This is a genomic window from Candidatus Omnitrophota bacterium (assembly GCA_025453395.1).
In the GTDB taxonomy this organism is placed as follows: domain Bacteria; phylum Omnitrophota; class Gorgyraeia; order Gygaellales; family Profunditerraquicolaceae; genus JAlOQK01.
Genome location: JALOQK010000003.1, coordinates 147,501 through 174,013, shown reverse-complemented (window position 1 = coordinate 174,013; position 26,513 = coordinate 147,501). Strand labels below are relative to the sequence as shown.

Here is a 26,513-nt window from a genome sequence, read left to right as displayed (position 1 = left end):
AATTGAACTAAGAGGAGCCATCTTCAGAACAGAAATAAACACCTCCTTTTTTACATGAACCATCCGCCATTCCATAAGAGCTAGGCGGATTTTTACAAACTAACAATACCCTTTCTTCTGCTCTGCCCCTAGTTAAAACAATCAACTGAGGAACAGCCCATTTCTTTTTCTTATCGGCCATACAGCCCTCCTCTTAAAAGCTCTACAACTTTACCGTTTTTATTAAACCTCAATATATAGCAGGGTACTTTCTGAGCAATATTCTCAATTAAAGGAAGAGTTTTCTCCCACCAGTCAACAGTAAGGAATGGCTTAATAAGACAACTCAATAATCTTTTAACTATTTCCATCTTATTATTAATAAGAATAAGCTGATTATCCTCAAATTTCTCAAGAAACATTATTGCTTGTAGAGCAGTCGAAGCATTAGAGATATCAGGCACATCTCCATGGCTCCAGGTTCCATAGATTTTAAATTCCGACTTTTGCTTTCTGACTATAATCCGATCATCACAAAGTATTTCGGCTTTTCCTTTTAACATCTGAGCCATTGTAGATTTTCCCGCGCTAGAATGACCGGCAAAAAGCAGCCCCCTTCCGTCAAGATTGACTCCGCAGGAATGCAAGAAACAACCCTGTCTATCTGCCAAAAGCCGGGCTAAGAGAATCTGGTCAGTAGGAAACAGTGTTAGCGAATACAAGTTACCTTTGCGAAAGACATCTTCCTTATCATTATAAATTCTGGCACGAGTGTGAGTAGAATTAAAAACCACCGTCCGATGCAACTGCTTATCTTCCAGTATCGGGGAAATACCTAAATATATCCAAGAACCATTATTTTTATAAATTGCCCACGGCGGCTTGCGGTATAATTCTTTTCCCAAATCTTTTCCCTCTAAATCCGGCAGAGAAAAATGATGTCTTATGCGGACAGTATCTTCTCCGGGCCCGGCAACTTCGAAATGTTTAAATTTAGGATGAAAGGTATTTTCTTCCATCGGTAAATCAGATTCTACCTGAATGGTTATGCCGGCAATCTTATAATATCGTCTGTGTTTTTCTTGCCAATTTTCTTTAAATTTATTATTTTCTTTTGCCACGGCACAGAGATAGTCTATTTTGGCAGAAAACTTGCGATGCTCTAAATAAGCATATACCGGGCAAATGCGGCAGTGTTTACGCAGCGCGCAGGAACCGCAATGCTCTTTATATTCTTTGGTAATCTTGATTTTGTTAGCTAAAGAGGGGATAAAATTATCCCAGCCTTCTTGAAAACTCCCTTTTCTTAAATCATAACGCAAGGCAGGATCTTTAATAAAAGAACAAAAGGTCATTTTACCGTAAGGGTCAATATGAAAATCATTCCTTGTTTTTATGCAAGAGGAAAGCAGGTATTTTTTGTTTCCAGCGCTGCAATTTTGAACAGGTAAATCCCTGCTTGATTCTTCATACGATAAATCCGGCTTATCCAGCTCAATTACCTCTTTTGGCGCAAGCCTCTGGCGTATTATTTCCTTGTTTCTTTCCACGCTGCCGCAGGCAGATAAAAAAAGCCATGCCGATCCGATTCTCCAGTGCTTGCTCAAAGATTCAGCTAATTTTATCATTTCCTGAAGCTGATGATAATTATCCTTCATTGGAATTAGTTGGACTGTAAAACCTGTGCCAGCTTCCTTTAGATAATAAAATCCGCGTATGGTTGCCTCGAAGGATCCGGGATTACGGGTAATATAGTCGTGGACTTTAGCAGTGGCTCCATACAAAGCCACCATCTTAGAGCCTTTACGTTTCATAAGCCCTGCGATAACCGGAGTGATTAAAGCACCATTTGTATTAAGGGAATACGAAACAGAGCCGCGGGTAAGATAATCAAATATTTCCGCAAAATCCGGCCTAAGCATGGGTTCGCCTCCGGAAATAAACCACTTGCGGCAACCTAACTTTCTTGCTTCATCAACAATCTTTCTTATTTCAGTAAAGGTGAGTTCTTCTTTTTTCTCTGCTGCATCAGCAGGTATACGCAACCAGCAATGCCGGCAATTATTATTGCAGCGGTAAGTAAAATCAATATTGCCTTCTAATGGCAGGCGGGGTAAATTTCTTACTTTCTTTAATGTTGAGTAATCTTTTAACATCTATAAAAATCTCTTCTTAGAAAGGACTGGATTGGAAAGTATCTATTCCCTACTTATTTATCAAAAATCCAAGGGGGCAAGGGTTAAGGTTAGCTGTCCATCACATCCGAGCATCCCGCGCAACAATCCTTATCAGCCCCCAGACACGCCGGATGAAAAGCGCCAGTCCCTGAGCCGCCAGAAAAAGTCTTACACTTAAGCAGAACCATTTCCTGCCTATCTCCTCTGGTTATTACAATCAACTGTGGCCTCGCCCATTTCTTTTTTTTCATAACGCCCTCCCTAATCTCAACAAAAATTACTCAAACAAATCAAATAATTTGTATTCCATACTCTGTTATATTACATTTAAGTTTAACATAACCCACATGCAAAAACAATGAAAATATGCACGATAACTTGACACTTTTAAAGTAATTGCGGGATACCGGTAGGCATAATATAATACAACTATGAAAAAGCTGCAAAAAGTGTCTGAATTTTTGTTTTGCGCCCTTGCCCTGCTTGTGGCGCTCTGGCTTTCTTTTTTTGTTGAGCCGATACAAAGTAAATACGGGCATCTAATTATTATTTCTTTATTTGCGGCCTTATCTTTTATTATTCTTGCTAATCGCGCAATGGGCAGGGCCATTCCCCTAGATAAAACCGATACATTTTTATGGGCGTACATATTAATGGTAACATCAAGCGTTTTCTTCGCCCAAAATAGACAAATTGCAATAAATCAATATATCCGTTATGCGGTACCAATCCCGATTATATATTATTTGTTCAAGAATGGATTCCCATTAGTAAAAAATAAGCGCCGGCTTATGATCACCATCTGCATCTTGGCCAGCATTATGGCTTTTATCGCGATAATTGAAACTATTTTTCGTAAAAATATTATCTACGAGAACCTATATTTAAGAAATTATTACGGATTTTATCAAAATTTCTTTATTAAAGAGCACAGAGCCGTATCAACCCAAATAGTGCCTCAGGCTTTAGGCACATGCCTGATTGCCTGCATCCCGGCGGCATATTCCCTGATTTATAATGAAAAAAAACGCTATATAAAGATACTTGCAATTTTATGCGCTATCTTAATATCAATAGGAGTTATTTTAACGCTTACTCTGATAATTTTTCTGGCGGGTGCCGTAACTTCAATCTTGTATTTTTATTATAAGAAAAATAGAAATACAGTTTTTTTCATTATTATCGCTTTCGCGTTAATGATAGCTTGTTTTACTTTCTTATCGAAAAGACAGTTTCCTTCTTGGAAAATTAGGGTATCGGGCCTGACAAATATACTGCCCTACAAACACAGGATAAATAGGATTATTACAACTGCCAGCATCTTGAAGGATTACCCCTTAACAGGCGCAGGTATAGGCAATTTTAGATATGTCTTTGACAGATACTACATCGCAACAAAAAAGATTCCATATTATTGGAAGGTCCCCGACAATATGTACCTTTCTATCTTAGGCGAAACTGGGTTATTGGGCTTTTTTACCTTTATCCTTTTTATGGCAAGATTATTAAAGATGGGTTTTAAGTTTTTAAAATTTGGCGGGAATAACGAAAACAAGGAGATAGCTCTATTTTTGCTAACAGCAATTTGCGGGATGCTTTTGAGCATGGCCAATTACGATGCCTTATACTGGACTGTGCCATTTTATCTATTTTGGATATATTGCGGGATGCTGGCTTCGTTAATGAAAACTAAAGAAAATGTTTAAAAACATAAGTTACCGCTTGATTATCGTTTTTTTGCTGGCCTTTATTGCGTGGCTGACTTTTATACCACAGCCCTTACAGTCTAAATATAGCCTGCAAGTCAAATATGCCTTATTTATTTTTTTATTGCTTTCAATTTACAGGCACAAATTCAATGTTAAAGAGTATTTCTTTAATAAGAGTGACCTCTTTTTTTGGATATACTTAGCGCTTATTTCAGTAAATATCTGGTTTGCCGAAGATAAAACCCTAGCCTGGAATTTCTACCGGGATTTAAGCCTAAGCGCCATCCCCATATATTTTCTCTATAAAAATGAAATAAATAATAAAAACATAAGACAACTTTTATACGGCCTTTGCCTTTGCGGTTTAGTTATATCACTGTTTGGGCATATTGAAATGCTCTTGAAGAAAAATTTTATCTATGAATATTTTGTGGATAATTTCTTCTACCAGCGTTTTATAAAAGAAGGCCGGATGATGTCAACTTTGATCCATCCGAATATACTGGGCTCTTACTTAGTTGCCTGCGTTCCTATAGCCTATTATTTTTATCGTAAAGCCCAATCCCTAAGGATGCGGGCGTTAAATTTAAGCCTATTTTTATTAGTTCTTTCTGCCTTATTCTTAACCTATTCCCGGGGGACATACTTGGCTTTTTTACTGATGCTATCAATTTGGGCTTTTCTAAAGAAGAAACATGGTTGGATACTTCTTATCTGGGGCGGGTTTATCATTTTCTCCATTATAAGTACGTCGGCCTTTGCCGATGCAAGCTTAGGAAAGCGCTTTGGGATAGAACATCTATTTAATTATTTAAGATACAGCCACAGGACAATGCAATATTCTATCACCGCCAATATGCTTAAAGCGCATCCCTTCGTGGGAATAGGCCTTAACCATTACAGAATGCTTTTTAACCAATATAGCGGCAAGATTAGGCTGTCGCATGAAGTGATGATACCGGATAGTATATATCTTATGCATTTAGCGGAGACTGGATTAATTGGGTTTACGGGTCTTGTCTTGTTCTTAATACACATAGTTAAAAAGGCAGCCGGATCCTATAAAAAAATGGCAGGCGATAATAAAGATATGTTTTTTGCGCTAATTTTGGGCTTTACAGGGCTTCTTATAAACATGGCTACTTTTGACGGGTTTCTCTGGTGGACGCCGTTTTATTTATTTTGGGCGCTTGCCGGCGCAACTGCAGGTTGCCAAAATAATACCATGCCGCGCACAGAACAATGAAAATCTGCACTATAACTAACGCCTTTACGCCTGAAAAAACCACTGCTCCTGCCAAAATAGGCGGGGCGGAAACCTGCGCCGAAAGGATAAGCCGCGGGCTTCTTGAAAAAGGCTATAATGTAATCGTTATCACTCAAAGGCCTTATCAGGGGCTTTCTTCTCTGTTGCCTAAACTTACCATCCAGGAAGGATTGCGGGTTTATTCTTTTTACCCTCTAAACATTTTCTCTATTTACAGCACACACCAAAAAAGCTTAATTGCTAAGGGGTTATGGAGGATCATTGATTTAATAAACCCCCTGCCAGCTATCTTTGCCTGGCTTATTGTCCAAAAGGAAAAACCGGATATCATCCATAACCATATTCTGCACGGATTCTCCCCTTTTTTCCTATTACGGCTTCTAAAATCAACTAAAATCCCTATTGTCCAATCCCTGCATTCTTATGGCTATCTTTGCCTGCGTTGCGATTTCTTGCGCAGTAACGGAAAAATATGCCAAAACCCTCCTGTTTTATGCCGAATGTTTATTGCTTTGTCCAGAATCCTTATCCAAAAAACAATAAGCACGGTTATTTCTCCTTCGGAATTTTGCTTAAAACTTTACCGGGATCACGGATTCTTTAATAACACTGTCTGCCGGGTCCTGCCCAATGGCATAGACACTGATCCGGAAAATCCGCACCAGAAAATAAACGATAATCTGTTCAGAATTCTTTACGCCGGCAGGCTGGTAAAAATCAAAGGCGTGCACATTCTTATCAAAGCTTTTAGAAACATTACTTCGCCAAATGCCCGCTTAAATATCGTGGGAGAAGGATTTTTTGAGAGAGATTTAAGGGCATTAGCAGGAAACGACCAAAGGATCGCCTTTTTAGGCAAGATCCCTTGGATAGAATTAAAGAAGCGCTACCAGGAAAGCGATGTAACAGTTATGCCGTCTATTTATTATGAAATACTGGGCAATGTGGTTTTGGAGAGCGCCGCCGCGGGAACCCCTGTTATCGGAAGCCGGATTGGAGGGATCTCTGAATTAATCAAAGACGGATTTAACGGATACTTGGTTCCTCCGGACGACACCGAACAACTGCATGAGAAAATAGAGAAACTTATCAGTAACCCGCGGTTGAAAGAAAAAATGAGCGAAAATGCTTTTCTTGATTCACAAAAATATTCTATCCAAAATCACGTTTCTGATATAGAAAAAATATACTTATCTTTAAAAAATGTTTGAGCCGGAATTTAAATTACTTCTTTCTTTAAGCCGCACCGCCATTGACCAAAACGTTGTTGCCAAAATATTAGAAAAATACGGCAAGGCTTTGGATTGGGATAAATTTGTTAGCTTATCCATAACAAACGGGATTACCGCTTTAACTTATCATGCGCTTTCCTCTCTAGAGAAAAATGATACTATCCCAAAAGAAATTATAGATAGATTGCAAGAGTATTACTACTGCGGGTTAGGCAGAAATCTAAAGTTATGGAAAGAGTTCTCGATCATTCATGAGGAGTTTTTAAGAAACAACATACAAATAATCCCATTAAAAGGGATTATTTTAGGAAACACCTTATACTATAACCCAGCCTTGCGCGGGATTATGGCGGATATTGATTTTCTGATCCAAGAGCAAAACATAAATTCTGCGTGTTTAATTATGGAGCAATTGGGATACATCCGGGATCCTTATCAACCTGGGCATATTTATACTTTTAGAAAAACAGGCTTGATGATAGAGATGCACTGGAATTTCTTACCTCCTAATTTAAGCACAATTGATATGGAAATTATCTGGAAGAATTCAAAGGAGGCTGTTATTGATAACCGCAAGGTTACGATATTGTCATGGGAAGATACGCTCTTGACCCTTCCTCTTCAAGTACGTTTTGATTGGCCGCAAGTTAAGCTATTTCGTTTTTGCGATATAAATGAAATCATACTGCAACACGGAGATAGATTAAACTGGAAGTATATTGCAAGGCAGGCAAGAAAATGGCAGATTCTGGGGCCGCTTGTATTTAGTCTTTACTGCTGCGAAACGCTATTTAATACCAAGCTCACCAAACAGCTCAAGCAAGAATTACCTTTAAGCAGATTAAATAAAATATTATTTTATTTATTTAAAAACGGCATCAATAAAACCGCGCCTTTTAATTCATGGGCAAAGTGGCTTATTCTTATCCACCCTAAAGATTACTTCAGGATACTTTTAAAATCTTATAAAAATTAATTACCGCCTCCCCCATAAGCTTATAATCAAACCTCCTCCTAAACTCTTCTCTAGCATTGTTACTTATAACTGCATGCTTTTCTTTATCTAATATAAAATCTGTCACTATTTCAGCGTATGTTTTAATATCTCCCGGAGAAACCAAAAAACCGTTGTATCCATGTTTAATAATTTCTTGCGCGCCACCGACTGCAAAAGAAACAGGAATAACCCCATGCGACATAGCTTCCACCAAGACTATTCCATAAGATTCTTCAAGGGCAGAGTGTAGATAAAGGAACTTCCCGGGAATTAATTTTGCCGCATCCTGCACAAGCCCGTGAAAAATAATTTTATCCTCAACCCTAAGGCGCTTAGCTAACATCTTTAAATTTTTATGTTCTTGGCCCTGCCCAACCAAATGCAACTCTATATTCGGTATTTTTCCTGACAAATCCTTAATCAAATGAATTAAAAATTGTTGATTCTTGCGTAAGCTCAATTCTCCTATATTAATAAACTTATAAACTTCAGATTTTTCTTTAAAAGACCGGTTACTATCAACAACGCCCACCCCATTATGAATTACTATTGTTTTTTTATTTAATAAATCCGGATATTCTTTTAGGACTTTATCTTTCAGATAGAATGAATTAAAGATAATCGCATCCACGCCTAAAAAAGCGTTTTTTTCTAAATTTTTTATCTTTTTATAATACACCCCGCCTCTTTTTATATTATCATTTGTGGCTTCTTCCTCTGCCTGCGAAACATTGAGCCCCAGCCTTAAAATAACCGGCCAAGAAGCTTTTAATTTGTTTCTTATCTTGAGAGCTGCTAACGCGCTTAACGGGCAATGCGCCTGCACAATATCTATATCTTGCCCTTTTAATCTTTTGGTTAAGGCAATCTTCAAGAAAAAATAATGCCAAGATCTGTACCAAATAATATTTATTGTCTTAAAATGTTTCAAAAGAATATGCCGCAGAGAAAAAACCGGCAAAACAAGAATCTTGGGGCAGTCAAAAGGGCTTATATAGAGGTATTCAATGTTTGAATCTTCAAAGTATTTTATTAGCCATCGGCAATAAGTTTGTATCCCGCCGGAAGTTCTTTGAGGGTGAAATAATGAGACTAGGCATATTTTCATGTTTTTAATTATAACACAAAAATGGCAGCCAACTAAAATGAAAAACTTGCCATGGGGATGGAACTAAAGAAATGAGTGGATCTTATAAGAAGCATCACAGAAAAATTGCAGACTGCGGATGAAAAATGCGACAACGGCAAATAAGCCGCTCCCAAAAAAAGATGCGCGAAACCGCAAAACGTCATTATTGTCGCCAAGGGCACAATAACAATATTGGCTACAACCGTTACCGGAGAAAAAATCCTGAAATAATACGCTACTAAGCCCAAAGTGCCCAACCACGCAGAAAAAGAAACCAAGAATAAATTTACCACAAAAAATAAAAAGTTAGGGCCGTTTATGTATGCGCAGAATATTTTCTTTAGGCGCGGATACAAAAAAACTATTGCCAAGACGCTTACAAAAGAAAGCTGGAAGCCAATATCAAATAACTGCTGGGGATTAAAGATAAGGATAAACAAGACTGCCAAGGCCAAAGAATTATACTCTGGATGCTCTCTTTTTAAGAAATAAGCGCACATAAAAACCAAAGCCATTATTGTCGCCCTTAATACCGGATTTGCCATGCCGGATAATATGCAATAAACAATAAGGGCGAAAATCGCCAGGAAAAAACGCGCTAATTTAGGCACGTGGAGAATTTTTAATCCCAAGACTAAGACCATGCACACCAACCCCACATTAAAACCGCTGACTACTAAAATATGCACTGTGCCGCATCTTACCATTTCCTGATAAAGAACAGGCGGAATATCTTTTTTGTCCCCGATAAGCATCGCCCCCATAATTGCGCTAGTTACCGGAAGAAGGCTTGACTTAAGAAAACCCCTGATCTTTTTCTTAAGCCTAAGCGACATATTAGTCAACCAACCGCCTTTATTACCCGGCAAAACCGGAATCCAAGCCTTCTCTGTTACGCTCAACACCCTCTGAATCCCCTGGTTTTTTAAATATCGGCTGTAATTATAACGCGGAGAATAAATAGCGCCTCTTAAAACCAACTCCTGCCCATAATCAACCGGAAATTCACCCCTAATATAAACAAGGACATTCCCGCAACAGGTTGATTTTGTTCTCCCCCCTGAAACCTGAACAGTCTTAAGAATAAAATTAGTGCGGCCATTAGAAAAATCCGGTTCAGAAACTACAATTCCCTGCGCCTGACAGTCTTTTGCGTATTGGCGCGGGATAACTTTAAGAATATGGCACTTAGGAAGCGTGTAATTATTTTTTGCCGTCAAAAGTCCGATACAAAAGAAAAGAGTAATCAAAATCCAGAAACTTTTCTTTGCGGCAATAAAACTTACACAAAATACTAAAAAACACGTTCCCAATACCAGCCAATAATTTAAATAAACCCTCTGGGCAATGATTATGCCAAGACAAAACCCAAGCACCAAAAAAACAAATAAGTGTTTCATCGGACAAAAAATACCTTCTTAAGTTTTTCATAACGCACATCACCGATACCCTTTACTTTTTTTAACTCTTCAAACGAAGAAAAATCCCCATGCTCTTGGCGGTAAGAAATAATGTTTTCTGATAGATGCTGGCTTAAACAACGGCAGGAAGAGAAATCGGCCAGACTTGCTTTATTCAAATCAATCTTAACTTGTTCTTGGGAAGGGAAAACTGTTTTCTTGAAATCTTGGTTTAATTTAAGAACAAAATTCAAGGTTACGCCTACAATAATTACCGCAGCCAGAAACAAAGCCGCCTGCTTCTCTTCATTGCTTAAAGCAAACATAAAAATACCCTCCTCGCCTAGAAAAGGCGACACTGGCGCAACACCGATAAGCGCCAGGTGCCTTATCTTATTAGACGCAAGAGGGAGATTTTTCTTACAAAAAATTATATAACGATACTGACCAATTTCCCCGGAACGATGATAAAATTCCTAACGGGTTTACCTTCTATCCATTGCTTTACTTTCTCATCCGCAAGCACAATTCTTTTAAGTTTCTCTTTATCCGCTCCCGCGGGCACATCTATCTTGGAGCGCAGTTTACCGTTTATCTGAATCGGAAGCGTAATCGTGTCCTCTACAAGCAATTTCGGGTCATATTCCGGCCACGCGGAGAGAAAAATACTTTCCTTTTGGCCCATCAACTGCCAAAGTTCCTCGGAGAAATGCGGGGCAATGGGAGCTATTAATTTTATTAAGCTCAAATAAGTTTCTCTATCTGCTGCGGATTGGTAAATAGCATTAACCAGCTCCATCATGCTGGCAATGGCGGTGTTAAATTTAAAATCCGTGAAATCATCGGTTATTTTCTTAATGCTTTTATGTAGCGCCTTTAGGGTCTGGGGATTTGTTTCTCCCTGCAGGTTATCCTGTATGCGCCAGACGCGGCCTAAGAATTTAAACGCGCCCTCAAGCCCCCGGTCATCCCACTCCAGCTCTGTTTCAGGAGGAGCGGCAAAAAGGATAAAAAGCCGCAAGGCGTCAGCTCCGTATTTCTCAATGATCGAATCCGGATCAACAATATTGCCTTTAGACTTTGACATAACTTCACCGTCTTTTAAGACCATGCCCTGGGTCAAAAGCCGCTTAAACGGTTCAGAAAAATCAATCATCCCCAAATCCTGAAAAAACTTAGTAAAAAAACGCGAATAAAGAAGATGTAAAATCGCATGCTCAATTCCGCCAATATACTGGTCAACCGGCATCCAATAAGCTGTTTCTTTCTTGTCAAAAGGCTCTTTGTCAAAACGAGGCGAACAAAAACGCAAGAAATACCACGATGAATCAATAAAGGTGGCCATAGTATCGGTTTCCCGGCGGGCTTTTCCATGGCATTTCGGGCAAGAAACTTCTACGAATTCTTTAACCTTGCCCAAGGGGCTGCCGCCTTCTCCGGTAAAAACAGCATCCTTAGGCAATCCTACTGGTAAATCCTCGTAAGGCACCGGAACAATGCCGCATTTAGAGCAGTAAATAACCGGAATCGGCGTTCCCCAATATCTTTGACGGGAAATCAGCCAATCGCGCAGCCGCCAATGTTTTTGGATTTTGCCGATCTTTTTTTCTTCCATCCATTGGGCAATTTTTATTTTTGCTTCGGTATTCGAAAGTCCGTCAAACTGCGCGGAATTCACCTGTACCCCATCACCCTCATAAGCCTCTTTTAATTCTTCTGCTGATAGCTGATAGCTGATAGCTGACGGCTGAATTACAATCCGCATCGACAATTTATGTTCTTTTGCGAACAGAAAATCGCGCTGATCATGCGCAGGCACCGCCATAATCGCGCCAGTGCCGTATTCGGTTAAAACATAATCACCCACCCAAATCGGAATCACCTCGCCGTTTACCGGATTAACCGCATATCTACCGGTAAAAACACCTTCTTTTTTTACCTCTGAATCAGAACGCGCTGATTTTTTGTCGGTTAAGGACTTTTCTACAAACCTTAAGACTTCTTTTTCCTGCGGCTTACCCTTGATCAAATCTTTTACTAAAACATGCCCTGCGGCTAATACCACGTAAGTGGCGCCAAAAATGGTATCCACCCTGGTAGTGAAAACATTGATTACTTGATCGCTATCCTTAACCGGAAAATAAATCTCTACGCCCTGACTTTTTCCGATCCAGTTTGACTGCATGGCAACAACTCTCTGCGGCCAGTCATTAAGAGCAGATAAAGCTTCCAACAGGCGCTCTTTATAAGAAGTAATATTCAGAAACCACTGCTCTAAATCTTTTTGTTCAACTTGCGTGTGGCATCTCCAGCATCCGCCATCAACAACCTCTTCATTGGCAAGGGTAGTCTGACAGCTTGAGCACCAATTCACCTTAGAGGCTTTTCTATAGGCCAGATTTTTCTCCAGCATCTTCAGGAATATCCACTGATTCCATTTATAATAACTTGCGTCGCAGGTGGCAATTTCCCTGTCCCAGTCATAGGAAAATCCCATCTTTTTTAATTCTGTCTTCATCCAATCAATGCATTTATACGTCCATTCGTCGGGTTTGGTCTTATTTTTGATCGCAGCGTTCTCTGCCGGCTGGCCAAAAGCGTCAAAACCCATAGGATGAAGCACGCTATACCCTTGCAGCATTTTAAAACGCGCGGCAACATCTCCGATAGTATAATTACGCACATGGCCCATATGGATTTTACCGGAAGGATAAGGGAACATCTCCAGGAGATAGTATTTAGGCTTTCCCTCTTGCATAAAAGCCTGATAAACCTTATTTTCCTGCCAAAACTTCTGCCATTTTTGCTCTATAAGTTTGAATTCGTAGCTCATTGGAAAGGTTTATTTTACCCTAAGAGGCATAAGAGAAACCATGGTCTTAACGCCTTCCAGGATCTTATCAATAGTGCAGGGTTTAGTAAGGTAGTGGTCTGCTTCCATCTGATATGATTTCTTTACTGCTTCCAGGTCATTCTTGGCGCTTACAATAATAATCGGTATCCACTTGTCCGCGAAGTTCTTACGTATCTCTTGCATAACCGAGAAACCGTCTTTTTTAGGCATCATAAGGTCCAACAGGACTATATCCGGACGCTCTTTGCTGGCTTTTTCAATCGCCTCTTCACCGTCCGCGGCAAGAATAATATCATACCCTTCAGAAATAAGCCTCTTGCCGACAAACTCGCGCACATCCTGCTCATCATCAACCACCATAATTTTATATGCCATTTTTCTTCCTTTAGATTGTTACTATACACTATTGGTAAGCCCTGGTCAAGGGCATTATTGGATTGACGGCAAAGGGGTCTTATGTTATATTATTTTCCGCTTGTAATGGGGCTGTAGCTCAGCTGGGAGAGCACTTGCATGGCATGCAAGGGGTCAGGAGTTCAATCCTCCTCAGCTCCACCAAATTTTTGCGACAAGCAACTTCCCAATCAATATTGCTGGAGTGGTGGAATGGCATACACGCCAGTCTCAAAAACTGGTGAGTTCACGCTCGTGAGGGTTCAACTCCCTCCTCCAGCATAAATACTTTAATTTTTAATATACGGTTTTATCTGGCGCAGAATACGGTAGGCAATTAATTTATAGCCTTGGGGATTGGGATGAAAAAAATCGCTTTTCATTTTAGGGTTAGTGATTATCCCTTTTAATAACCCCGGGATAAGAACAACCCCTTTTTCGCGGGCGATCTTAGCATAAACCGGGCGGTACTCGCTTAAGACAAACCCCGCGCTTACATCAGCCAATGCCACCATCGAGCCTTTGGCAAGTATTTTATCTATGATCTGGCGCACATTACTCTCAGTGTCCTTTATAGGAATTTTGGTCAAAAAATCATTTCCTCCAAACTCTACAACAACCAAATACGGATCTTTAGATAGGACATCCTCTTCAATCCTATTTAAGGCATCTGATGAAGTATTCCCGTCAATACCGGAGTTAATTACCGGTTTATTCAACATACGAGCCAGTTGAGCAGGGTAAGAATCTTTTTCTTCCACCCCATAACCAAAAGTAACACTATCTCCGAAACAAACAATATTCTTCCCCGCGGAGTTTATATTTTTAATCTCTTGTTTAACGCACCCTAAGAAAACTAAAGCTATAAACATTAAGATAGCTATCGAGAATTCAAAGTTTGTGGTTTTTAACCAATGGCTTTTAATTTTTAGCTTACAGCTTACAGCTGATAGATTATAGCTGCCTTTATTCATATTTTAGCCTCAACTGCCCGCAGGCAGCATCAATATCTTGCCCGCGGCTTTGGCGCAAAGTCACATGCACGCCTTCTCTGATAAGCTCTTTTTTAAAAATATTGACCTGTTCTTGAGCGGGCGGCTCTATTCTTAATTCTTTAACCGGGTTAGCAATAATAAGATTAACCTTAACAAGCATCCCCTTTAATATTCTAGCTAACTTTCTTGCTTCTGGCAAACCAGAATTTAGATCTTTTATCAAAATATACTCAAAGGTTATCTGGCGGTTAGTTTTTTCAATATACCCTCTGCAGGCATTCATAAGGGCTGCCAAAGGGTATTTCTTATTTACCGGCATCAGACGGCTTCTCAGATCATTATCTGGGGCGTGCAAAGAAATGGAAAGCTCTATCTGCAGGCCTTCTTCCTGCAATCTCTGTATCCCGGGAATAATCCCGCAGGTTGAGATGGTGATCCTTCTTGCGCCAATGGCAAAACCATCTTTAGAATTTATAATCTTTATTGCCGCGATTACATTGTCATAATTGTCAAGCGGCTCTCCGGTTCCCATAAAAACAAGGTGGGTTAACCCTGAGAAATTCTTTTTTGCCAAGCTTACCTGCTCTAAGATTTCTCCTGTTGAAAGATTGCGCGAGAAGCCCTTAGCAGCGCTTGCACAAAAAAAACATGAAAACTTACATCCTGCCTGCGATGAGATACAGGCACTTGTCCTGTCTTTATAAGGTATAACCACAGTTTCTATGGCCTTTTTATCTTGCAACGCTAAAAGAAATTTCTCTGTGCCGTCTTTTGATTTAAGGCTTTTGACAATTGTGGCAGTTGCAACAGAATATTCTTCGTTTAACCTATGGCGCAATTCTTTGGGCAAACCCGACATAAGATTAAAATCAAGGGTTTGTTTCTGATAGATCCACTGAAAGATCTGCTTGGCGTGAAAAACAGGATAGCCCCAAAGACGCAAAACACCCTGAAGCTTAACAAGGTCGAGGTCTTTTATATCCGGCTTCATTGATTTTTATTGCGTAGTTCTTCTTTATTTATTTTTCCGGACCTATTTTTTGGAAGGCTTGCTAAAATTTCAAAAGAATGCGGAACCTTAAAATGCGCCAGATGCTGTTTACAGAAATAGCGCAAATCATCCTCGGAAATAACTGCGTTCTGGCGTAAAACTATATAGGCCTTGGGGACTTCTCCTCTTAATTTGTCCGGCATCCCCACTACCGCGACTTCCGCGATACTTTCGTGTTTTTGCAAAACCGCTTCGATCTCCGGCTCAAAGACAATCTCTCCGGCAACCTTAAGCATCTCTTTTTTCCTGCCTACGATATAAAGAAATCCTTGTGCATCGATTTTTCCCAAGTCGCCAGTATAAAACCAATTGTTACGGATAGTTTCTCTAGTTAAAGCTTCATCTTTGTAATAACCGTCTGTAACCACATCTCCCTGGACTACCACTTCGCCAACTTGGCCCGGTGAAACTTCTTTATCCTGCTCGTCAAATATTCTAACCTTTATCCATGGCGCAGAACGACCCACGCTTTCGATATTGTCTGAACCCATGGGCAAAACAGTTGTCGGGGCATTGGTTTCAGTCATGCCCCAACCATTTAAAAGATGCGCACCGGGACAAAACTGATGGAATCTCCTTAAAGCATCGGGGGAATTAGAGGCGCCAAATGTCACTATCCAGCGTAAACTAGATAAATCAAATGTCTCAAACTCTTTTAGCTGCAGAAGCGCATAATACATCGAAGGCACAATCCAGAAACAAGCAACTTTGTACTGTTGTATATTCTTTAGAAATTCTACAGGCATAAAACGTTCCATGAGGATTAATGTATAGCCAAAGAAAATTAAGTTTTGAATATAAATTAACCCGCCTAAATGCGAAAATGGAAGCGCGCATAAAACATTATCTTTGCTGGTCAAGTCCCCGTTAACAAACAAACTCATAGACTTAGCAGGAGCGCCGAGTTGCTGGTAATTGATTAAGACGCCTTTGGGCTTTCCAGTTGTCCCGGAAGTATAAAAAATAATAGCATGGTCTTTGGGAGAAATTTGCGGGAAAACTTTTAACGGCTTTTCTTCCTGGATAAGCCTGTGCAAATCAAGCGCCTCTGACGAAGATTCACCCAAAGTAATAATTTGCTTAAGATTGCTAGCGCCTTTGCTTAAACCAGCAAAATCAACGGCGTGTTTTGCTTTGGCAATGAGTATTTTTGCTTCTGAGTGCGCAATACATGAAACAAGTTCATCTTGGGTAAGCATAAAGTCAAGCGGAACAGACACCGATCCTAAAAGCCAGATTGCTAAATAGCTATAGATATATTCGGGGCAGGCCGGAAGATAAATTGCCACTTTGTCGGATTTTCTTACGCCCAATTTCTCCAGAGACGCTGCCAATTTTAAAGACACATCATAAATTTGCGCAAAACTTATCTTTTGGTCGCGAAAGATAACTGCGGTTTTATCTTTGTGCTCTTTTAAGCGTGCTTCCAAGATCTGCTTAACATCCATCTTATACTCCATACCAATAGTTAACGAGCGGTTTTCCGTCGGATGACTGATCAGTGATTACATTCTTAAGCCGGGTATATTCCAAAAACCCTTCCTTGCCCAGTTCTTTGCCGAATCCGCTTTGTTTAAAACCTCCGTAAGGAAGCTGATTAAAGAACATACCATAGGTATTAATCCAAACTGTTCCGGCATTAAGCTTTTCTGCCAAACGCTCTGCTTTATGTTTATCTGACGACCAGATACAGGCAGCCAAAGCAAAATCTGAATCATTGGCAAGCCGAATAGCTTCATCAATAGAAGAAAATTTTAAGATACAGGCGACCGGGCCAAAAACCTCATCACGAAAAACGCTCATAGAGGGCTTGACATCCAAAATAACTGTCGGCTCAAGGAAATAACCTTTTTGCAAATTAGCATCATCTGGGATTTTTCCTCCATAAGCCAGCTTAGCTCCTTCATGCTTAGCTTGTTGAATAAAAGATAAAACTTTTTTGCGTTGCTCTAAAGAAATAAGAGGGCCGATTTGAGCTTCAAAGTCCGCTCCTATGCCGAGCTTTAATTGCTTGGTTTTCTCCACAAAGCTTTTTACAAACGTGTCGTATATTTTATCCTGAACTAGAATACGCGACATAGCTGTACACATCTGGCCTTGATTTAAGAATACAGAGCAAAGAGAGCCATTAACCGCCGCTTCCGCATTCGCGTCATCTAAAATAATAGACGCTGATTTTCCGCCTAATTCCATAACCATCTTTTTAACATTTCCCGAAGCGTATTCCATTATTTTCTTGCCCACGTCGTTACTTCCGGTAAAAGAAATCATATCCACGCGCTTATCTGAACACAAAACGCGGCCCACTTCATCGCCTTTTCCCACTACCACATTTACTACCCCCGCAGGAATTCCTGCTTCGTGCGCGATTTTACCAAGCTCTAAAGCTGTCAAAGGTGTCCGGCTTGAAGGCTTTAAGACGACACAGTTTCCCGCGGCTAAGGCCTGCGCCATTTTCCACGAAGCAATAATTAGCGGGTAATTCCAAGGCACAATTAAAACTGCTACACCAAGCGGCTGGCGTAAAAGCCTTGCTTCTACCTGCGCGGTATCTTGGGAAATCCCCATTGTTTCTGGTGTAAGGTATTTTTCAAAATTATTTGCGAAATATTCAAAGGTCTTTGCGCTTGAAGGCACATCCATAAAGGTGGATTCTTTGATCGGCTTTCCGGTGTTTAGTGTTTCAAGCCGCGCCAGCTCTCCTGCTTTATCCAGAATACATTGGTAAATCTTAAGAATATAATTTTTGCGCTTATCAAAAGAAAGATTACTCCACACCCCGGAATCAAAAGCATTCCTGGCGCGCGCGATAATAGATTCTATTTCATTAGGCGCAGAAAGATGAATACGCGCAATAACTTCATCTGTGGAAGGATTAATGACTTTGTGTTCCATTATTTTATTTTTATCTGTTTGAATAAAGAAAATAACCTTGTAAACGGCACATACCATTTAGAAAGCTGGCCTAGCTGTCCTTGTAATTTCATTTTTCCTTGCGTAACCGCGACAAATGAATCTAATTTCCCTAAGAATACCTGCTCCCAAATATTAGCTGGAGCGGAAATTACAAACGGCGCATCGGAACTATCCTGAAGCTTGGTGATTTTTCCTTTTTCAAAGTTAAAACAGAATTCATTTGGACTATTATCAAGTTTTATTGCCAGCCTTACAGTCAGATCAAGCTCTTTGCCTTTCTGAGCAATAAATTCGTCTTTATTCACTAACTCTACGATTGCTTGAATATGCTCACGGGAAAATATTTGGTAAGAAACATCGTTTCCGGTAAGCTTTTCTTTTAACGCCACATCCAAATCATCAAGTATGTCTTTCTGAAAAAGCCGCGCCACCGCTGCAGTGCGCACAGCCTCCTCAAGAGCTTCTATTAGATTTAAACCATCACTAAATTTATCCGCCATAACTACTGCGCCATGATTTCTTAGAATCACCATGCTGTTGGTCTTTAGGGCATCAATCACCGGTTCGGGCCGGGTTACTGTTGGCGTATGCTGTTCTACTACCGGGATGTCGCCCAAATAAAATTTAGTTTCAAAGGTCAGCCCCTTTAAAGATGAAGCAACCGCAAAATACCCGTTAATTAAAGGCGGGTGGGCATGAATCACAACCTGCGCCGGGAAATTCTTATAAATAAGGCTGTGGAGAGGCAATTCAGAGCTTGGCTTCTCAAGGCAAAAGCAAGAACCGCTTGCAAGATTAACTTTTACAATATCCTCTTTGTGCAAATCGCCTAAAAAAGTCCCGCTTGCGGTAATTAAAATATTTTCTTCGTCTAATCGACAACTGATATTCCCGGATTTAGCTACAGCAAGGCCAGTTTCATAAAGCCTTTTTCCGACTTTAATAATTTCATCCTTCAAATTATGTTCATTATCCATAAACTAAATCTCCAGGTAAATGTGTTTGGTGATTAGATCATTGGCAGTTACATCAAAAGCCGGATAATATGCCTTGACCCCTTCGGGGGCAAGCTTTATCCCGCGGTATTCTAGCAATTCTTTATCTGGTCGCACTTCAATTTGAATATCCGCTCCGGTCTGGGCGTGCGAGGCGGGAGGACAAATTACGTAAAATGGAATTCCAAAATGCTTAGCTAAAAGCGCGATCTGGTATGTACCGATTTTATTGGCGATATCGCCATTTTTTGCTAAATGATCCGCCCCCACAACAACCTTGGTAATTTTGTCTTCTTCCATAACCTGGGCCACCATATTATCGGAAATAACCGTGACATCAAAGCCTGCCCTGTGCAGTTCCCATGCTGTCAAACGCGCTCCTTGCAAATAAGGACGGGTTTCCGTAACATAAAAACTCAAATTCTTATTCTCCTGACGCGCAAATTCCGCAATTAATGGCATAAGGCCACTAATATTGCAATGGGTTAAAACTACATCCGCGTCTTTTAAAAGCAAAGCTGCTTCTTTTGCCTGCTTGATGCGCTTATTTTTAAGCGCCTCCAAGAAACCGGGAATACTTTTTTCTAAGGGCATGCCCTGTTTTGCCCAGGAAAGCACCATATCAGTTAAGAACTTGAATGGCAGCGTTGGCCGGGCATGATTTAAATCATCTGCCACTTCCTCTAAGATCTGCGGCAAATTTTTCTTATTCTTATTTTGGCTTAGCACCAAAAGAAAAGTATACATCACCAGAAGCACCTGCCCCACAGCCCGGGTTTTCATCTGCCTGATAACTCTCACCGCCTGCTGGCAATTGGTAACTTTAATATATTTTACCTTTTGCGGCAAAAGCGTCTCATCAAGGATATAAATGGCGTTTCCTTTTAGTTCTACCGGCCAGAATAGAGGCGAAAAATTCATTGATATACTCCTAGTGCTTGATAAGCGTAAAATTAAAAGCGCAAAGCTAAAAACTACAGCGTAAAACTAAAAATTTTAAGTTTTTAATTATGGTTTTGCGTTTTCCACTTTAAGCTTTACGTTAACAAAATATATATTTAACTACTTTCAAGTTTTTTAACTGTCTCTAAGGCAATCGTAATCAGATTTGATTCTGCCATATAATACAAGGGATTCATAAAACCCATTTCACCAGTAATAACATTATCGCTTACCGCCAAGATTGACCCGGCTTTTATTTTATAGGTCTGGGCAATAGTTAAAAGCGTAGAAGAAACCATATCTACTGCCTTTGCGCCTTCTTTTCTTTTTGCTTCCACAATTTCGCGGGTTTCGCGCAAAAGCGCGTCGGTGGTCCAGGCAATTCCACGATGGACAGTTAGGCCCATACCTTTGGCTATATCATACATAATATCAGAGATTTTCTTATCGGAAACTGTTTTAAAGCTTTTATCCACATAATAGGGAGTGACTCCATCCCCGCGGATCACTTCATCTACTACAAATAAATCTCCAACCTTGATATTCTCATCAAGCGCGCCACAGGTTCCGATACGGATAATGTTGGGTATCTGAGCATTGCACATTACCTCTGTGGTAATGGATGTATCCGTAGAAAACCTTCCGCCGTTTATCCCGGTAAGCTTAATCCCTTCATAGGTGCCGGTATACATAGTATATTCCATAAAAGAAAAATTCTTTACCGGATTCTCAATTTTCTTCATCAAGGCATCTAGCCTGTCCTTTGGCCCAGGAACAATCGCATACTTACCCACATCCTGCGGCCTTAGCTGCACCATCTCTGTCAAATCTTTACCGGTTAAATGAACCTCTTTTTTCATCTGCATGATATTTTCTCCTTTTTAAATTTTCTAGAAGCCCGACAGGCAGTTTGGCCTAAGACATAAGAGCCTACTTCAAAAAGCATCTTGGGATTAAGGCTAAGAAGCATATTTAATTCAATATTGGCAATATAATTACAAGAATAGCAATCAAGGTTATTCAAATACTCCCAAGCCTTCTTAAAACCCACCTGACGATAATTTAACCCATGTTTCCAAAGCGAGGCACAGGCATAGACTCTTCCATCTACGTCAATAGTGCAATAGAGCTTGCCCGCAGCGCAAGGAACATAGCTACCACGGGTGATATTCAACTTGGCGAAATCTTCTTTGCGCAAAACATCACTATGCGGATTGGGCCATTTTTTTACGTATTGTTCGGAAATGCTGGAATTAGTTAACGGATAACCCAGGGACTTCAATTGAACACACCTCTTATGCAACATAGCCACCTGCTCTTGAGATGGATGCCCATCCATGCGCAGATCATCACGAAAATATATCGGAGACGGAGCTGAAAAATTAAACGCTGTGCCGTATTTTACTGCCAGACCTGCCAAATGCTCAATATCCTGCAGGGTATGATACTTTGAAAGGCAGCCATGTAAACGCACTGACATGCCTAAATCCTTGGCAATCTCAATTGCCTCAATGGCTTTTGCGTATGAACCAATTCCCCGGCACCTATCATTAGTTTCCCTAGTACCATCAATGCTAACCACCAGGGAATCTAAATTCTTAATCTTATTGGCGCGCTCTTTCATGAAAAATCCGTTGGTATTCATTTCGGTCACTGCGCCCTTGGATTTGGCGTAATCAATCATTTGGCCTATGTCTTCGCGGATCAAAGGCTCGCCGCCTAAAAAGCGTATCCAGCGCGTGCCCATAGAAGTTAATTCATCCACTAATTTTATGAATTCTTTATACTCCAGATCCGGAGTATTCGTAAGGTTGGCTGGGTCAGCATAACAATAAATACAGCGTAAATTACAACGTTTAGTAATCTGCAGATGCGCGCATAAAGGAAAGGGCTTACGCGTTATTTTATATTTTAAAAGCGAATTCACTGCTTTTGCGCCGCGATAAATTTTGTTAACGGTTTTTCTCATGATTTTCTTATGCGATAAACTACATCTGCGTTTGGGTCCGGGCAATGCACATCCAGAATCTTATTTTCTTCTGCCCAATAGGGAAAAATATTTTCTTTGGCCATGGCAAGAAACGGAAATAGCGTGTAAGACACAGCCGGGCACGCCTTACGGCGGTTGTAGATATTAAACAGGGAAACTTTTCCTTTTTCAAGTTTCTGCGGACAATTCTTCTCCGAGACACTTACCCTAAATAGCACTACTCTATCAATAACATCACTCGGAAAACCAACTAACCTTAATGCCTTCTCTATCAGCCGTAAAGGTAAAGATAAAAAATGTTCTTTAGAAAAAACCCGGAAATTTATAGGATCATTTTTTCTGAAACAAGACAAATTAAATTCTTTATTTTTGCCCTGGTAAAGCAGGCCCAAAGCATCGGGATAGCCTTGAGCATAGCAAGACAAACAAAAACCCTCTGGCGACAGATCTGACCATTTCACGTTTCCTGGCTTTTGATAATAGCGGCAGCTATTGCTAAAACGAAGTATCTCCAGTCTTATATCGCCGGGTTCATTCATCTTGCAGGCATCGAAACCAACGCCATCTCCAACCAATTTCAACTGGAAGACGTCACCTATCTTGTGGCCAGCCTGACACGGGCTTTTCAAATTTTCTACAACAGCGATGATCTTATCAGTTTTGCGCTCTACCCTAAAAGACACAGATGAATCTGGATTCGGGCATTGCGCGCAAACTGTGTCTTTATCCTTGCGCCAAGGGAAGAAACTTCCATTCTGGAAACTTACCACATACGGGTACAAAGCATGCGCGGCAAACGGACAAAGTTTTTGCGCATCTAATGTGCGCAAAAACTTTTGAGCGGCTTCTAGATCTCCGGAGTCAAGAAACAAATCGTTCATATTGCGAAAATTATAACCACCCCTATTTTTTATTACAACTGAATAATATTGGTTTTTAAAAACTTCTGGATTGCTTTTATTGTTTCTTCTTTATATTTCGCCGGGCTTTGGGCTATCCACATTGTAAGATTATAGAGTTCCTGCGTGTCCACTTTGAACCATTTTCTATTTTTGTGCAAAAATACTAACAATGTTGTCATAGCAATCCTTTTATTTCCGTTCTGGAAAGTATGGTTTTTTACTAATAAATAAAACAAAATGCTTGCTTTATCCACAAGTGACGAATATCCTGATTCGCCCCCAAAAGTAACAAAAGGTGAAGCCAGGCAACTTTCCAAAATATTTGGGAAACGCGTGGCAAAATCCGGTATCGGCTCATTAAAAGATAAAATCTTCTGCGCTAACCTAAAAGCAATATACTCGACTTCTTTTACTGTAAGCTGCTTCATTAGTCTTTGCCCAGAAGTTTCAACGTTTGCCCATATTCGCTGACGGTTTTATCTACGGCGAGGTCGATTTCTTTCTTTTCTTGCTCGCCTAAAACTTTCCCAAATAACGCATCTAGATTCTTTTTAGGGATTCCATAGGTCCTGCCAATCTTAATGGCTTCAATTTCGCCTTTCTTCACTTTCTTAAATACAGCTATCCTGCTTAAGCCAAGCATCTTGGCTAATGCTGGTATTGTAACATATTGATTCCCTTTGGCTTGCATCATATCTCCTCTTGTTAACCAACATCATCAAGGTTAACACATGTTAACCCAATAGGATAAGGTTAACATAACTATGCCCGCAGTCAAGTAAAATTTCCGCTTTATCTTTTTTAAAGTAATGCCAACCCGGATTTGTTTTGTAAACTAATAACTACCAATAGTTTACGTAAAGCGTCTACGATCTACGATAATATCCTTTTCAAATTCCCACCAAGAATATTTTTCTTATCTTCCTCCAAAATATCTAAATCCTTCACCGCTACAATGGAACTGGCAATATCTTTCTTCGCTGGCCAGTCGCTGCCCCAGACAAGATGATTTGCACCCACTAAATCTAACGCTAATTGAAAATTATGTTTGGTAGTATCACCACCGGTATCTAGATAGATATTGTTTAAATGCTCTGAAGGATTCTTCTTCAAGTCTTTGACAAAATTTACACTGCGCAGCATCTGGTAAGTAGCATCAAAACGCTGTTTTAACAATGACACTGCCCCGCCAAAATTGGCAAAGACAAATTTCACATCCGGATAATTTACAAAAACCTCGGACATCATAAGTTTTCCGATGCAAATTGTCATATCAAAGATATATTCTACGACTGGCGTCAACAAAGGATCCTTGACCCGCTCAAAACCAATAGGATTTACAATCTGGGAATGCACGAAAATAACTATCTTCTTGCTCTGCGCCTTTTTATATATAGGTAAAAAAATCTCATCGTCCAGATAAACCCCATTATAGCTGGAGGCTAAAGACAAGGCCTTAAAACCCAATTCTCCTGTCGCGCGCTTAAATTCAGCAAGCAAATTATCTTTATTATCCGCAGGCAAACTGGCTGCGCCAATAAATTTATCCGGGAAACGTTTAACTATCTCTGAAACATTATCGTTATAGATTTTCGCGGCTTCTTTCATGCCGCCTAATTTAAGATGCGCATCAGAGGTAGGATAAGTTAATACTGCTTTACTAACGCCTGCCTGCTCCATGGCCTTAACCTGCGCCTGGACATCTCCCCATACCTTGTGATAGAAATGGGCGTTGCTGATAATTTCCTCCGGCAACCAGTGGGAGTGACTATCTATTATCATAATCTCTAGCGCAAAGCTAAAAGTTTAAAGCGAAAAACTATAGTGTAAAATTAATAATTTTTAGTTTTGAATTATAGTTTTGCACTTTTCGCTTTACGTTCTACGCTCCTTAGTGTTCCGTACTCTTTAGTATTCGCTCGGTCATTTCTTTTTCATAAAGGGCTTTTATTTCTTTTAGGGCTTTCTTGCCCAAAACAGAAATAATGGTTTTCTCCACAGCGTTAATCTTTAGGCACAAAAATTGATAATCATCCTTTAGGCCGTCAACGCCATGTTTTAATTCAAGCCCGGCTTTTTCTTTGTTCGCGATATAAACTTCAAAATCATCAATAAATCTGTTTATCCCGGGATTATGGTTTTTACGAAGCTCTTTTAAAACCATCCTATCTACCTGCGCCTGGGTAAACTTACGCTCAACCTTATCCAACGCCTCTTTGGCGATTTTATAGAACCAGACTAAATATCGTTTCTTAAGATTTTTTATATCTTGTTTTTGCATCGTTATTTTTAATCCTTCGCTTATAGCTTAAAGCTTACAGCTTAAAGCTATTATTTCTCCGGATGTTGCTGTTTAAACGGTATTACCGGCGCGGTCCACGGTGTCTGCTGATTAATAATGGCAATTTCTAAAGGACAAACATTGGCTGGAACAGTTAAAGCAAACTTAACCGCGTTTTCAATTGCCTCGGTAGTCATCAGCCTTGAGGTGTCCGCGGTGATCTCTTGAAGTTTTCCGGTCAAATCCGTATCAGTAACTCCCGGAAGAAGGGAAGTTATCTTAATCCCGGAATCACGGATTTCCCAGAAAAGCCCTTTTAGAAAAGCGCGTAACCCCACCTTCAAAGAACTATAGGCGATAAAATTGCGCGGCAGGGGATCACAAAGCGTGGACCCGGAAACCATATTAATGATAGCCCCGGATTTCTTTTCCATCATCTCGTTAATTACCAAGCGGATTAAACGCACATAACCCAGATAATTGGTATGCGCTAACTTCTCAAAATCCTCCATGGGCTGTTTATGAAAAGGATACTGGCTGGAAACGCCGGCATTATTGATCAAAATATCAATTTGCCCAAACCTCTGTTTGGTTTTGTTGACCAAATTCTCTAAATCCTCTAGCTTTGCCACATCACAGACAATAGGCAAAACCTGCACTTTGTATTTCTTGGAGATTTCTTCGGCAGTTTCTTTTAAGGGACCTTCTTGGCGCGCGGCAATGGTTAAATTAACGCCTAAACTTGCGCAAGTTGCGGCAAGCGCCTTTCCGATGCCGCGGCTAGCACCGGTAACAATCGCGGTTTTTCCTTTTAAATCAACGCTCATTTCTTTGCCTCTCTTTCTATAATCTCTTTAAATATTTTCAAATTGTGTTGTGACCCCTCATTAATAAACCCTTCCACTTGTTGGTCATTGAATTTGGCTTTCTCGTCCATTTCAAAATGCTGGATCCAGGTCATTTCTGTTCCTGTACCCTTGGGAGTATAAAACCAGACAATTTTCATATACTTAAATGGAAAAAGCGGCTCGTGGCGCTGAGAATAGGTAAACTGTTTATCCTTAAATAAAAGCCTCCAGGAAACCCAGGATTTGCCGTCTTCATCAGTTAAGCGGAAGGTAATCTTATTATCTTTTTTCTCCAGGACTTCGGCTTTTTGGTATTCTGTGCCGAAAAGCTGTGTCCAGCGCGGGATATCATTTGAAATATCAAAAACCAAATCATACGGCGCGTTAATAATAATTGAGTTACACGTATGCCCCATAGCTTTCCTCCTTGCCCACAAGGGCATACCCGCGCAATTC

At 40.2% G+C, this 26,513-nt stretch carries 27 protein-coding genes and 2 tRNA genes; 6 read left to right on the top strand and 23 right to left on the bottom strand.

Annotated features, from left to right (window positions below):
• Positions 1-7: 7 nt before the first annotated feature.
• The 3 genes from MUF05_04920 to MUF05_04910 form a co-directional block, all read right to left on the bottom strand.
• Positions 8-181, bottom strand: a complete 174-nt coding sequence (locus MUF05_04920) for a hypothetical protein (protein ID MCU0666415.1) — start codon at positions 179-181, stop codon at positions 8-10.
• Entirely contained in the window at positions 171-2,135 is a 1,965-nt protein-coding gene (locus MUF05_04915; GenBank protein ID MCU0666414.1) for a radical SAM protein, read from the bottom strand. Before MUF05_04915 ends, MUF05_04920 begins: the two co-directional genes overlap by 11 nt.
• A gap of 89 nt (positions 2,136-2,224) precedes the next feature.
• Positions 2,225-2,407 carry a hypothetical protein gene (locus MUF05_04910; protein MCU0666413.1) on the bottom strand — a complete coding sequence of 61 codons (183 nt, stop codon included), beginning with the start codon at positions 2,405-2,407 and terminating at the stop codon, positions 2,225-2,227.
• Between the two features lie 180 nt (positions 2,408-2,587).
• Here MUF05_04910 and MUF05_04905 point away from each other — a divergent pair, with 180 nt between their 5' ends.
• The 4 genes from MUF05_04905 to MUF05_04890 are packed head-to-tail and all read left to right on the top strand — an operon-like array spanning position 2,588 to position 7,340.
• Positions 2,588-3,862: an O-antigen ligase family protein gene (locus MUF05_04905; protein ID MCU0666412.1), complete on the top strand. Its 1,275-nt coding sequence runs from the start codon at positions 2,588-2,590 to the stop codon at positions 3,860-3,862.
• Entirely contained in the window at positions 3,855-5,111 is a 1,257-nt protein-coding gene (locus MUF05_04900) for an O-antigen ligase family protein (protein MCU0666411.1), read from the top strand. Before MUF05_04905 ends, MUF05_04900 begins: the two co-directional genes overlap by 8 nt.
• Complete coding sequence (locus MUF05_04895; GenBank protein ID MCU0666410.1) at positions 5,108-6,343, top strand: glycosyltransferase family 4 protein; 1,236 nt, start codon at positions 5,108-5,110, stop codon at positions 6,341-6,343. Before MUF05_04900 ends, MUF05_04895 begins: the two co-directional genes overlap by 4 nt.
• Entirely contained in the window at positions 6,336-7,340 is a 1,005-nt protein-coding gene (locus MUF05_04890; GenBank protein ID MCU0666409.1) for a nucleotidyltransferase family protein, read from the top strand. The genes MUF05_04895 and MUF05_04890 overlap by 8 nt, the downstream gene beginning before the upstream one ends.
• On the opposite strand, the gene MUF05_04885 is transcribed toward MUF05_04890, so the two are convergent.
• The 5 genes from MUF05_04885 to MUF05_04865 all read right to left on the bottom strand — a co-directional run bounded on the left by MUF05_04885 (position 7,309) and on the right by MUF05_04865 (position 13,119).
• Positions 7,309-8,469 (bottom strand): glycosyltransferase family 4 protein, encoded by a 1,161-nt coding sequence (locus MUF05_04885; protein ID MCU0666408.1) that lies wholly within the window; start codon positions 8,467-8,469, stop codon positions 7,309-7,311. The genes MUF05_04890 and MUF05_04885 overlap by 32 nt on opposite strands.
• A 32-nt stretch (positions 8,470-8,501) precedes the next feature.
• Complete coding sequence (locus tag MUF05_04880) at positions 8,502-9,890, bottom strand: competence protein ComEC family protein (GenBank protein MCU0666407.1); 1,389 nt, start codon at positions 9,888-9,890, stop codon at positions 8,502-8,504.
• Entirely contained in the window at positions 9,887-10,216 is a 330-nt protein-coding gene (locus tag MUF05_04875; protein MCU0666406.1) for a helix-hairpin-helix domain-containing protein, read from the bottom strand. The genes MUF05_04880 and MUF05_04875 overlap by 4 nt, the downstream gene beginning before the upstream one ends.
• 104 nt (positions 10,217-10,320) lie before the next feature.
• Positions 10,321-12,723, bottom strand: coding sequence for a leucine--tRNA ligase (leuS, locus tag MUF05_04870; protein MCU0666405.1), 2,403 nt, complete (start codon positions 12,721-12,723; stop codon positions 10,321-10,323).
• A 9-nt stretch (positions 12,724-12,732) separates the two neighbouring features.
• Positions 12,733-13,119 (bottom strand): response regulator, encoded by a 387-nt coding sequence (locus MUF05_04865; protein ID MCU0666404.1) that lies wholly within the window; start codon positions 13,117-13,119, stop codon positions 12,733-12,735.
• A 107-nt stretch (positions 13,120-13,226) separates the two neighbouring features.
• Here MUF05_04865 and MUF05_04860 point away from each other — a divergent pair.
• Positions 13,227-13,302 (top strand) — tRNA-Ala (locus MUF05_04860).
• 34 nt (positions 13,303-13,336) lie between these two features.
• A tRNA-Leu gene (locus tag MUF05_04855) sits at positions 13,337-13,419 on the top strand.
• Between the two features lie 8 nt (positions 13,420-13,427).
• On the opposite strand, the gene MUF05_04850 is transcribed toward MUF05_04855, so the two are convergent.
• From MUF05_04850 to MUF05_04780, 15 genes are all read right to left on the bottom strand, one after another.
• Entirely contained in the window at positions 13,428-14,111 is a 684-nt protein-coding gene (locus MUF05_04850) for a GDSL-type esterase/lipase family protein (GenBank protein MCU0666403.1), read from the bottom strand.
• Positions 14,104-15,123: a 23S rRNA (adenine(2503)-C(2))-methyltransferase RlmN gene (gene rlmN / locus MUF05_04845; GenBank protein ID MCU0666402.1), complete on the bottom strand. Its 1,020-nt coding sequence runs from the start codon at positions 15,121-15,123 to the stop codon at positions 14,104-14,106. Before rlmN ends, MUF05_04850 begins: the two co-directional genes overlap by 8 nt.
• The gene (locus tag MUF05_04840; protein MCU0666401.1) at positions 15,120-16,631 is read right to left on the bottom strand and encodes an AMP-binding protein; all 1,512 of its coding nucleotides are present in this window, start codon (positions 16,629-16,631) and stop codon (positions 15,120-15,122) included. The genes rlmN and MUF05_04840 overlap by 4 nt, the downstream gene beginning before the upstream one ends.
• Before the next feature lies 1 nt (position 16,632).
• The gene (locus MUF05_04835; GenBank protein MCU0666400.1) at positions 16,633-18,078 is read right to left on the bottom strand and encodes an aldehyde dehydrogenase family protein; all 1,446 of its coding nucleotides are present in this window, start codon (positions 18,076-18,078) and stop codon (positions 16,633-16,635) included.
• Positions 18,078-19,076: a class II aldolase/adducin family protein gene (locus MUF05_04830; protein ID MCU0666399.1), complete on the bottom strand. Its 999-nt coding sequence runs from the start codon at positions 19,074-19,076 to the stop codon at positions 18,078-18,080. Before MUF05_04830 ends, MUF05_04835 begins: the two co-directional genes overlap by 1 nt.
• Positions 19,077-19,079: 3 nt before the next feature.
• Positions 19,080-20,015, bottom strand: coding sequence for an S-methyl-5-thioribose-1-phosphate isomerase (locus MUF05_04825; protein ID MCU0666398.1), 936 nt, complete (start codon positions 20,013-20,015; stop codon positions 19,080-19,082).
• 137 nt (positions 20,016-20,152) lie between these two features.
• Positions 20,153-20,896, bottom strand: coding sequence for a hypothetical protein (locus tag MUF05_04820; GenBank protein MCU0666397.1), 744 nt, complete (start codon positions 20,894-20,896; stop codon positions 20,153-20,155).
• Entirely contained in the window at positions 20,893-22,005 is a 1,113-nt protein-coding gene (locus MUF05_04815) for a radical SAM protein (GenBank protein ID MCU0666396.1), read from the bottom strand. Before MUF05_04815 ends, MUF05_04820 begins: the two co-directional genes overlap by 4 nt.
• Positions 22,002-22,907 carry a TIGR04076 family protein gene (locus MUF05_04810; protein ID MCU0666395.1) on the bottom strand — a complete coding sequence of 302 codons (906 nt, stop codon included), beginning with the start codon at positions 22,905-22,907 and terminating at the stop codon, positions 22,002-22,004. The genes MUF05_04815 and MUF05_04810 overlap by 4 nt, the downstream gene beginning before the upstream one ends.
• 32 nt (positions 22,908-22,939) lie before the next feature.
• Entirely contained in the window at positions 22,940-23,356 is a 417-nt protein-coding gene (locus tag MUF05_04805) for a type II toxin-antitoxin system death-on-curing family toxin (protein MCU0666394.1), read from the bottom strand.
• Entirely contained in the window at positions 23,356-23,622 is a 267-nt protein-coding gene (locus MUF05_04800) for a helix-turn-helix domain-containing protein (GenBank protein ID MCU0666393.1), read from the bottom strand. The genes MUF05_04805 and MUF05_04800 overlap by 1 nt, the downstream gene beginning before the upstream one ends.
• 179 nt (positions 23,623-23,801) lie before the next feature.
• On the bottom strand, positions 23,802-24,710 hold the full coding sequence (locus tag MUF05_04795; protein ID MCU0666392.1) for an amidohydrolase family protein: 909 nt from the start codon (positions 24,708-24,710) through the stop codon (positions 23,802-23,804).
• 109 nt (positions 24,711-24,819) lie between these two features.
• Positions 24,820-25,209, bottom strand: a complete 390-nt coding sequence (locus MUF05_04790; GenBank protein ID MCU0666391.1) for a hypothetical protein — start codon at positions 25,207-25,209, stop codon at positions 24,820-24,822.
• Between the two features lie 50 nt (positions 25,210-25,259).
• The gene (locus tag MUF05_04785) at positions 25,260-26,036 is read right to left on the bottom strand and encodes an SDR family oxidoreductase (GenBank protein MCU0666390.1); all 777 of its coding nucleotides are present in this window, start codon (positions 26,034-26,036) and stop codon (positions 25,260-25,262) included.
• Entirely contained in the window at positions 26,033-26,473 is a 441-nt protein-coding gene (locus MUF05_04780; protein ID MCU0666389.1) for an SRPBCC family protein, read from the bottom strand. The genes MUF05_04785 and MUF05_04780 overlap by 4 nt, the downstream gene beginning before the upstream one ends.
• Between the last annotated feature and the right edge of the window lie 40 nt (positions 26,474-26,513).

Bases quoted from the DNA above. Each gene is read 5' to 3' on its own strand.
- MUF05_04910 (MCU0666413.1), bottom strand. From the start codon at position 2,407: ATGAAAAAAAAGAAATGGGCGAGGCCACAGTTGATTGTAATAACCAGA.
- MUF05_04830 (MCU0666399.1), bottom strand. From the start codon at position 19,076: ATGGATAATGAACATAATTTGAAGGATGAAATTATTAAAGTCGGAAAA.
- MUF05_04875 (MCU0666406.1), bottom strand. From the start codon at position 10,216: ATGTTTGCTTTAAGCAATGAAGAGAAGCAGGCGGCTTTGTTTCTGGCT.
- rlmN (MCU0666402.1), bottom strand. From the start codon at position 15,123: ATGAAGCCGGATATAAAAGACCTCGACCTTGTTAAGCTTCAGGGTGTT.
- MUF05_04780 (MCU0666389.1), bottom strand. From the start codon at position 26,473: ATGGGGCATACGTGTAACTCAATTATTATTAACGCGCCGTATGATTTG.
- MUF05_04820 (MCU0666397.1), bottom strand. From the start codon at position 20,896: ATGAAAAAAGAGGTTCATTTAACCGGTAAAGATTTGACAGAGATGGTG.
- MUF05_04915 (MCU0666414.1), bottom strand. From the start codon at position 2,135: ATGTTAAAAGATTACTCAACATTAAAGAAAGTAAGAAATTTACCCCGC.
- MUF05_04920 (MCU0666415.1), bottom strand. From the start codon at position 181: ATGGCCGATAAGAAAAAGAAATGGGCTGTTCCTCAGTTGATTGTTTTA.
- MUF05_04905 (MCU0666412.1), top strand. From the start codon at position 2,588: ATGAAAAAGCTGCAAAAAGTGTCTGAATTTTTGTTTTGCGCCCTTGCC.
- MUF05_04865 (MCU0666404.1), bottom strand. From the start codon at position 13,119: ATGGCATATAAAATTATGGTGGTTGATGATGAGCAGGATGTGCGCGAG.
- MUF05_04800 (MCU0666393.1), bottom strand. From the start codon at position 23,622: ATGATGCAAGCCAAAGGGAATCAATATGTTACAATACCAGCATTAGCC.
- MUF05_04795 (MCU0666392.1), bottom strand. From the start codon at position 24,710: ATGATAATAGATAGTCACTCCCACTGGTTGCCGGAGGAAATTATCAGC.
- MUF05_04825 (MCU0666398.1), bottom strand. From the start codon at position 20,015: ATGAATTTTTCGCCTCTATTCTGGCCGGTAGAACTAAAAGGAAACGCC.
- MUF05_04885 (MCU0666408.1), bottom strand. From the start codon at position 8,469: ATGAAAATATGCCTAGTCTCATTATTTCACCCTCAAAGAACTTCCGGC.
- MUF05_04815 (MCU0666396.1), bottom strand. From the start codon at position 22,005: ATGAGAAAAACCGTTAACAAAATTTATCGCGGCGCAAAAGCAGTGAAT.
- MUF05_04805 (MCU0666394.1), bottom strand. From the start codon at position 23,356: ATGAAGCAGCTTACAGTAAAAGAAGTCGAGTATATTGCTTTTAGGTTA.
- MUF05_04900 (MCU0666411.1), top strand. From the start codon at position 3,855: ATGTTTAAAAACATAAGTTACCGCTTGATTATCGTTTTTTTGCTGGCC.
- MUF05_04895 (MCU0666410.1), top strand. From the start codon at position 5,108: ATGAAAATCTGCACTATAACTAACGCCTTTACGCCTGAAAAAACCACT.
- MUF05_04850 (MCU0666403.1), bottom strand. From the start codon at position 14,111: ATGAATAAAGGCAGCTATAATCTATCAGCTGTAAGCTGTAAGCTAAAA.
- MUF05_04880 (MCU0666407.1), bottom strand. From the start codon at position 9,890: ATGAAACACTTATTTGTTTTTTTGGTGCTTGGGTTTTGTCTTGGCATA.
- MUF05_04840 (MCU0666401.1), bottom strand. From the start codon at position 16,631: ATGGATGTTAAGCAGATCTTGGAAGCACGCTTAAAAGAGCACAAAGAT.
- MUF05_04890 (MCU0666409.1), top strand. From the start codon at position 6,336: ATGTTTGAGCCGGAATTTAAATTACTTCTTTCTTTAAGCCGCACCGCC.
- MUF05_04810 (MCU0666395.1), bottom strand. From the start codon at position 22,907: ATGAACGATTTGTTTCTTGACTCCGGAGATCTAGAAGCCGCTCAAAAG.
- MUF05_04790 (MCU0666391.1), bottom strand. From the start codon at position 25,209: ATGCAAAAACAAGATATAAAAAATCTTAAGAAACGATATTTAGTCTGG.
- leuS (MCU0666405.1), bottom strand. From the start codon at position 12,723: ATGAGCTACGAATTCAAACTTATAGAGCAAAAATGGCAGAAGTTTTGG.
- MUF05_04835 (MCU0666400.1), bottom strand. From the start codon at position 18,078: ATGGAACACAAAGTCATTAATCCTTCCACAGATGAAGTTATTGCGCGT.
- MUF05_04785 (MCU0666390.1), bottom strand. From the start codon at position 26,036: ATGAGCGTTGATTTAAAAGGAAAAACCGCGATTGTTACCGGTGCTAGC.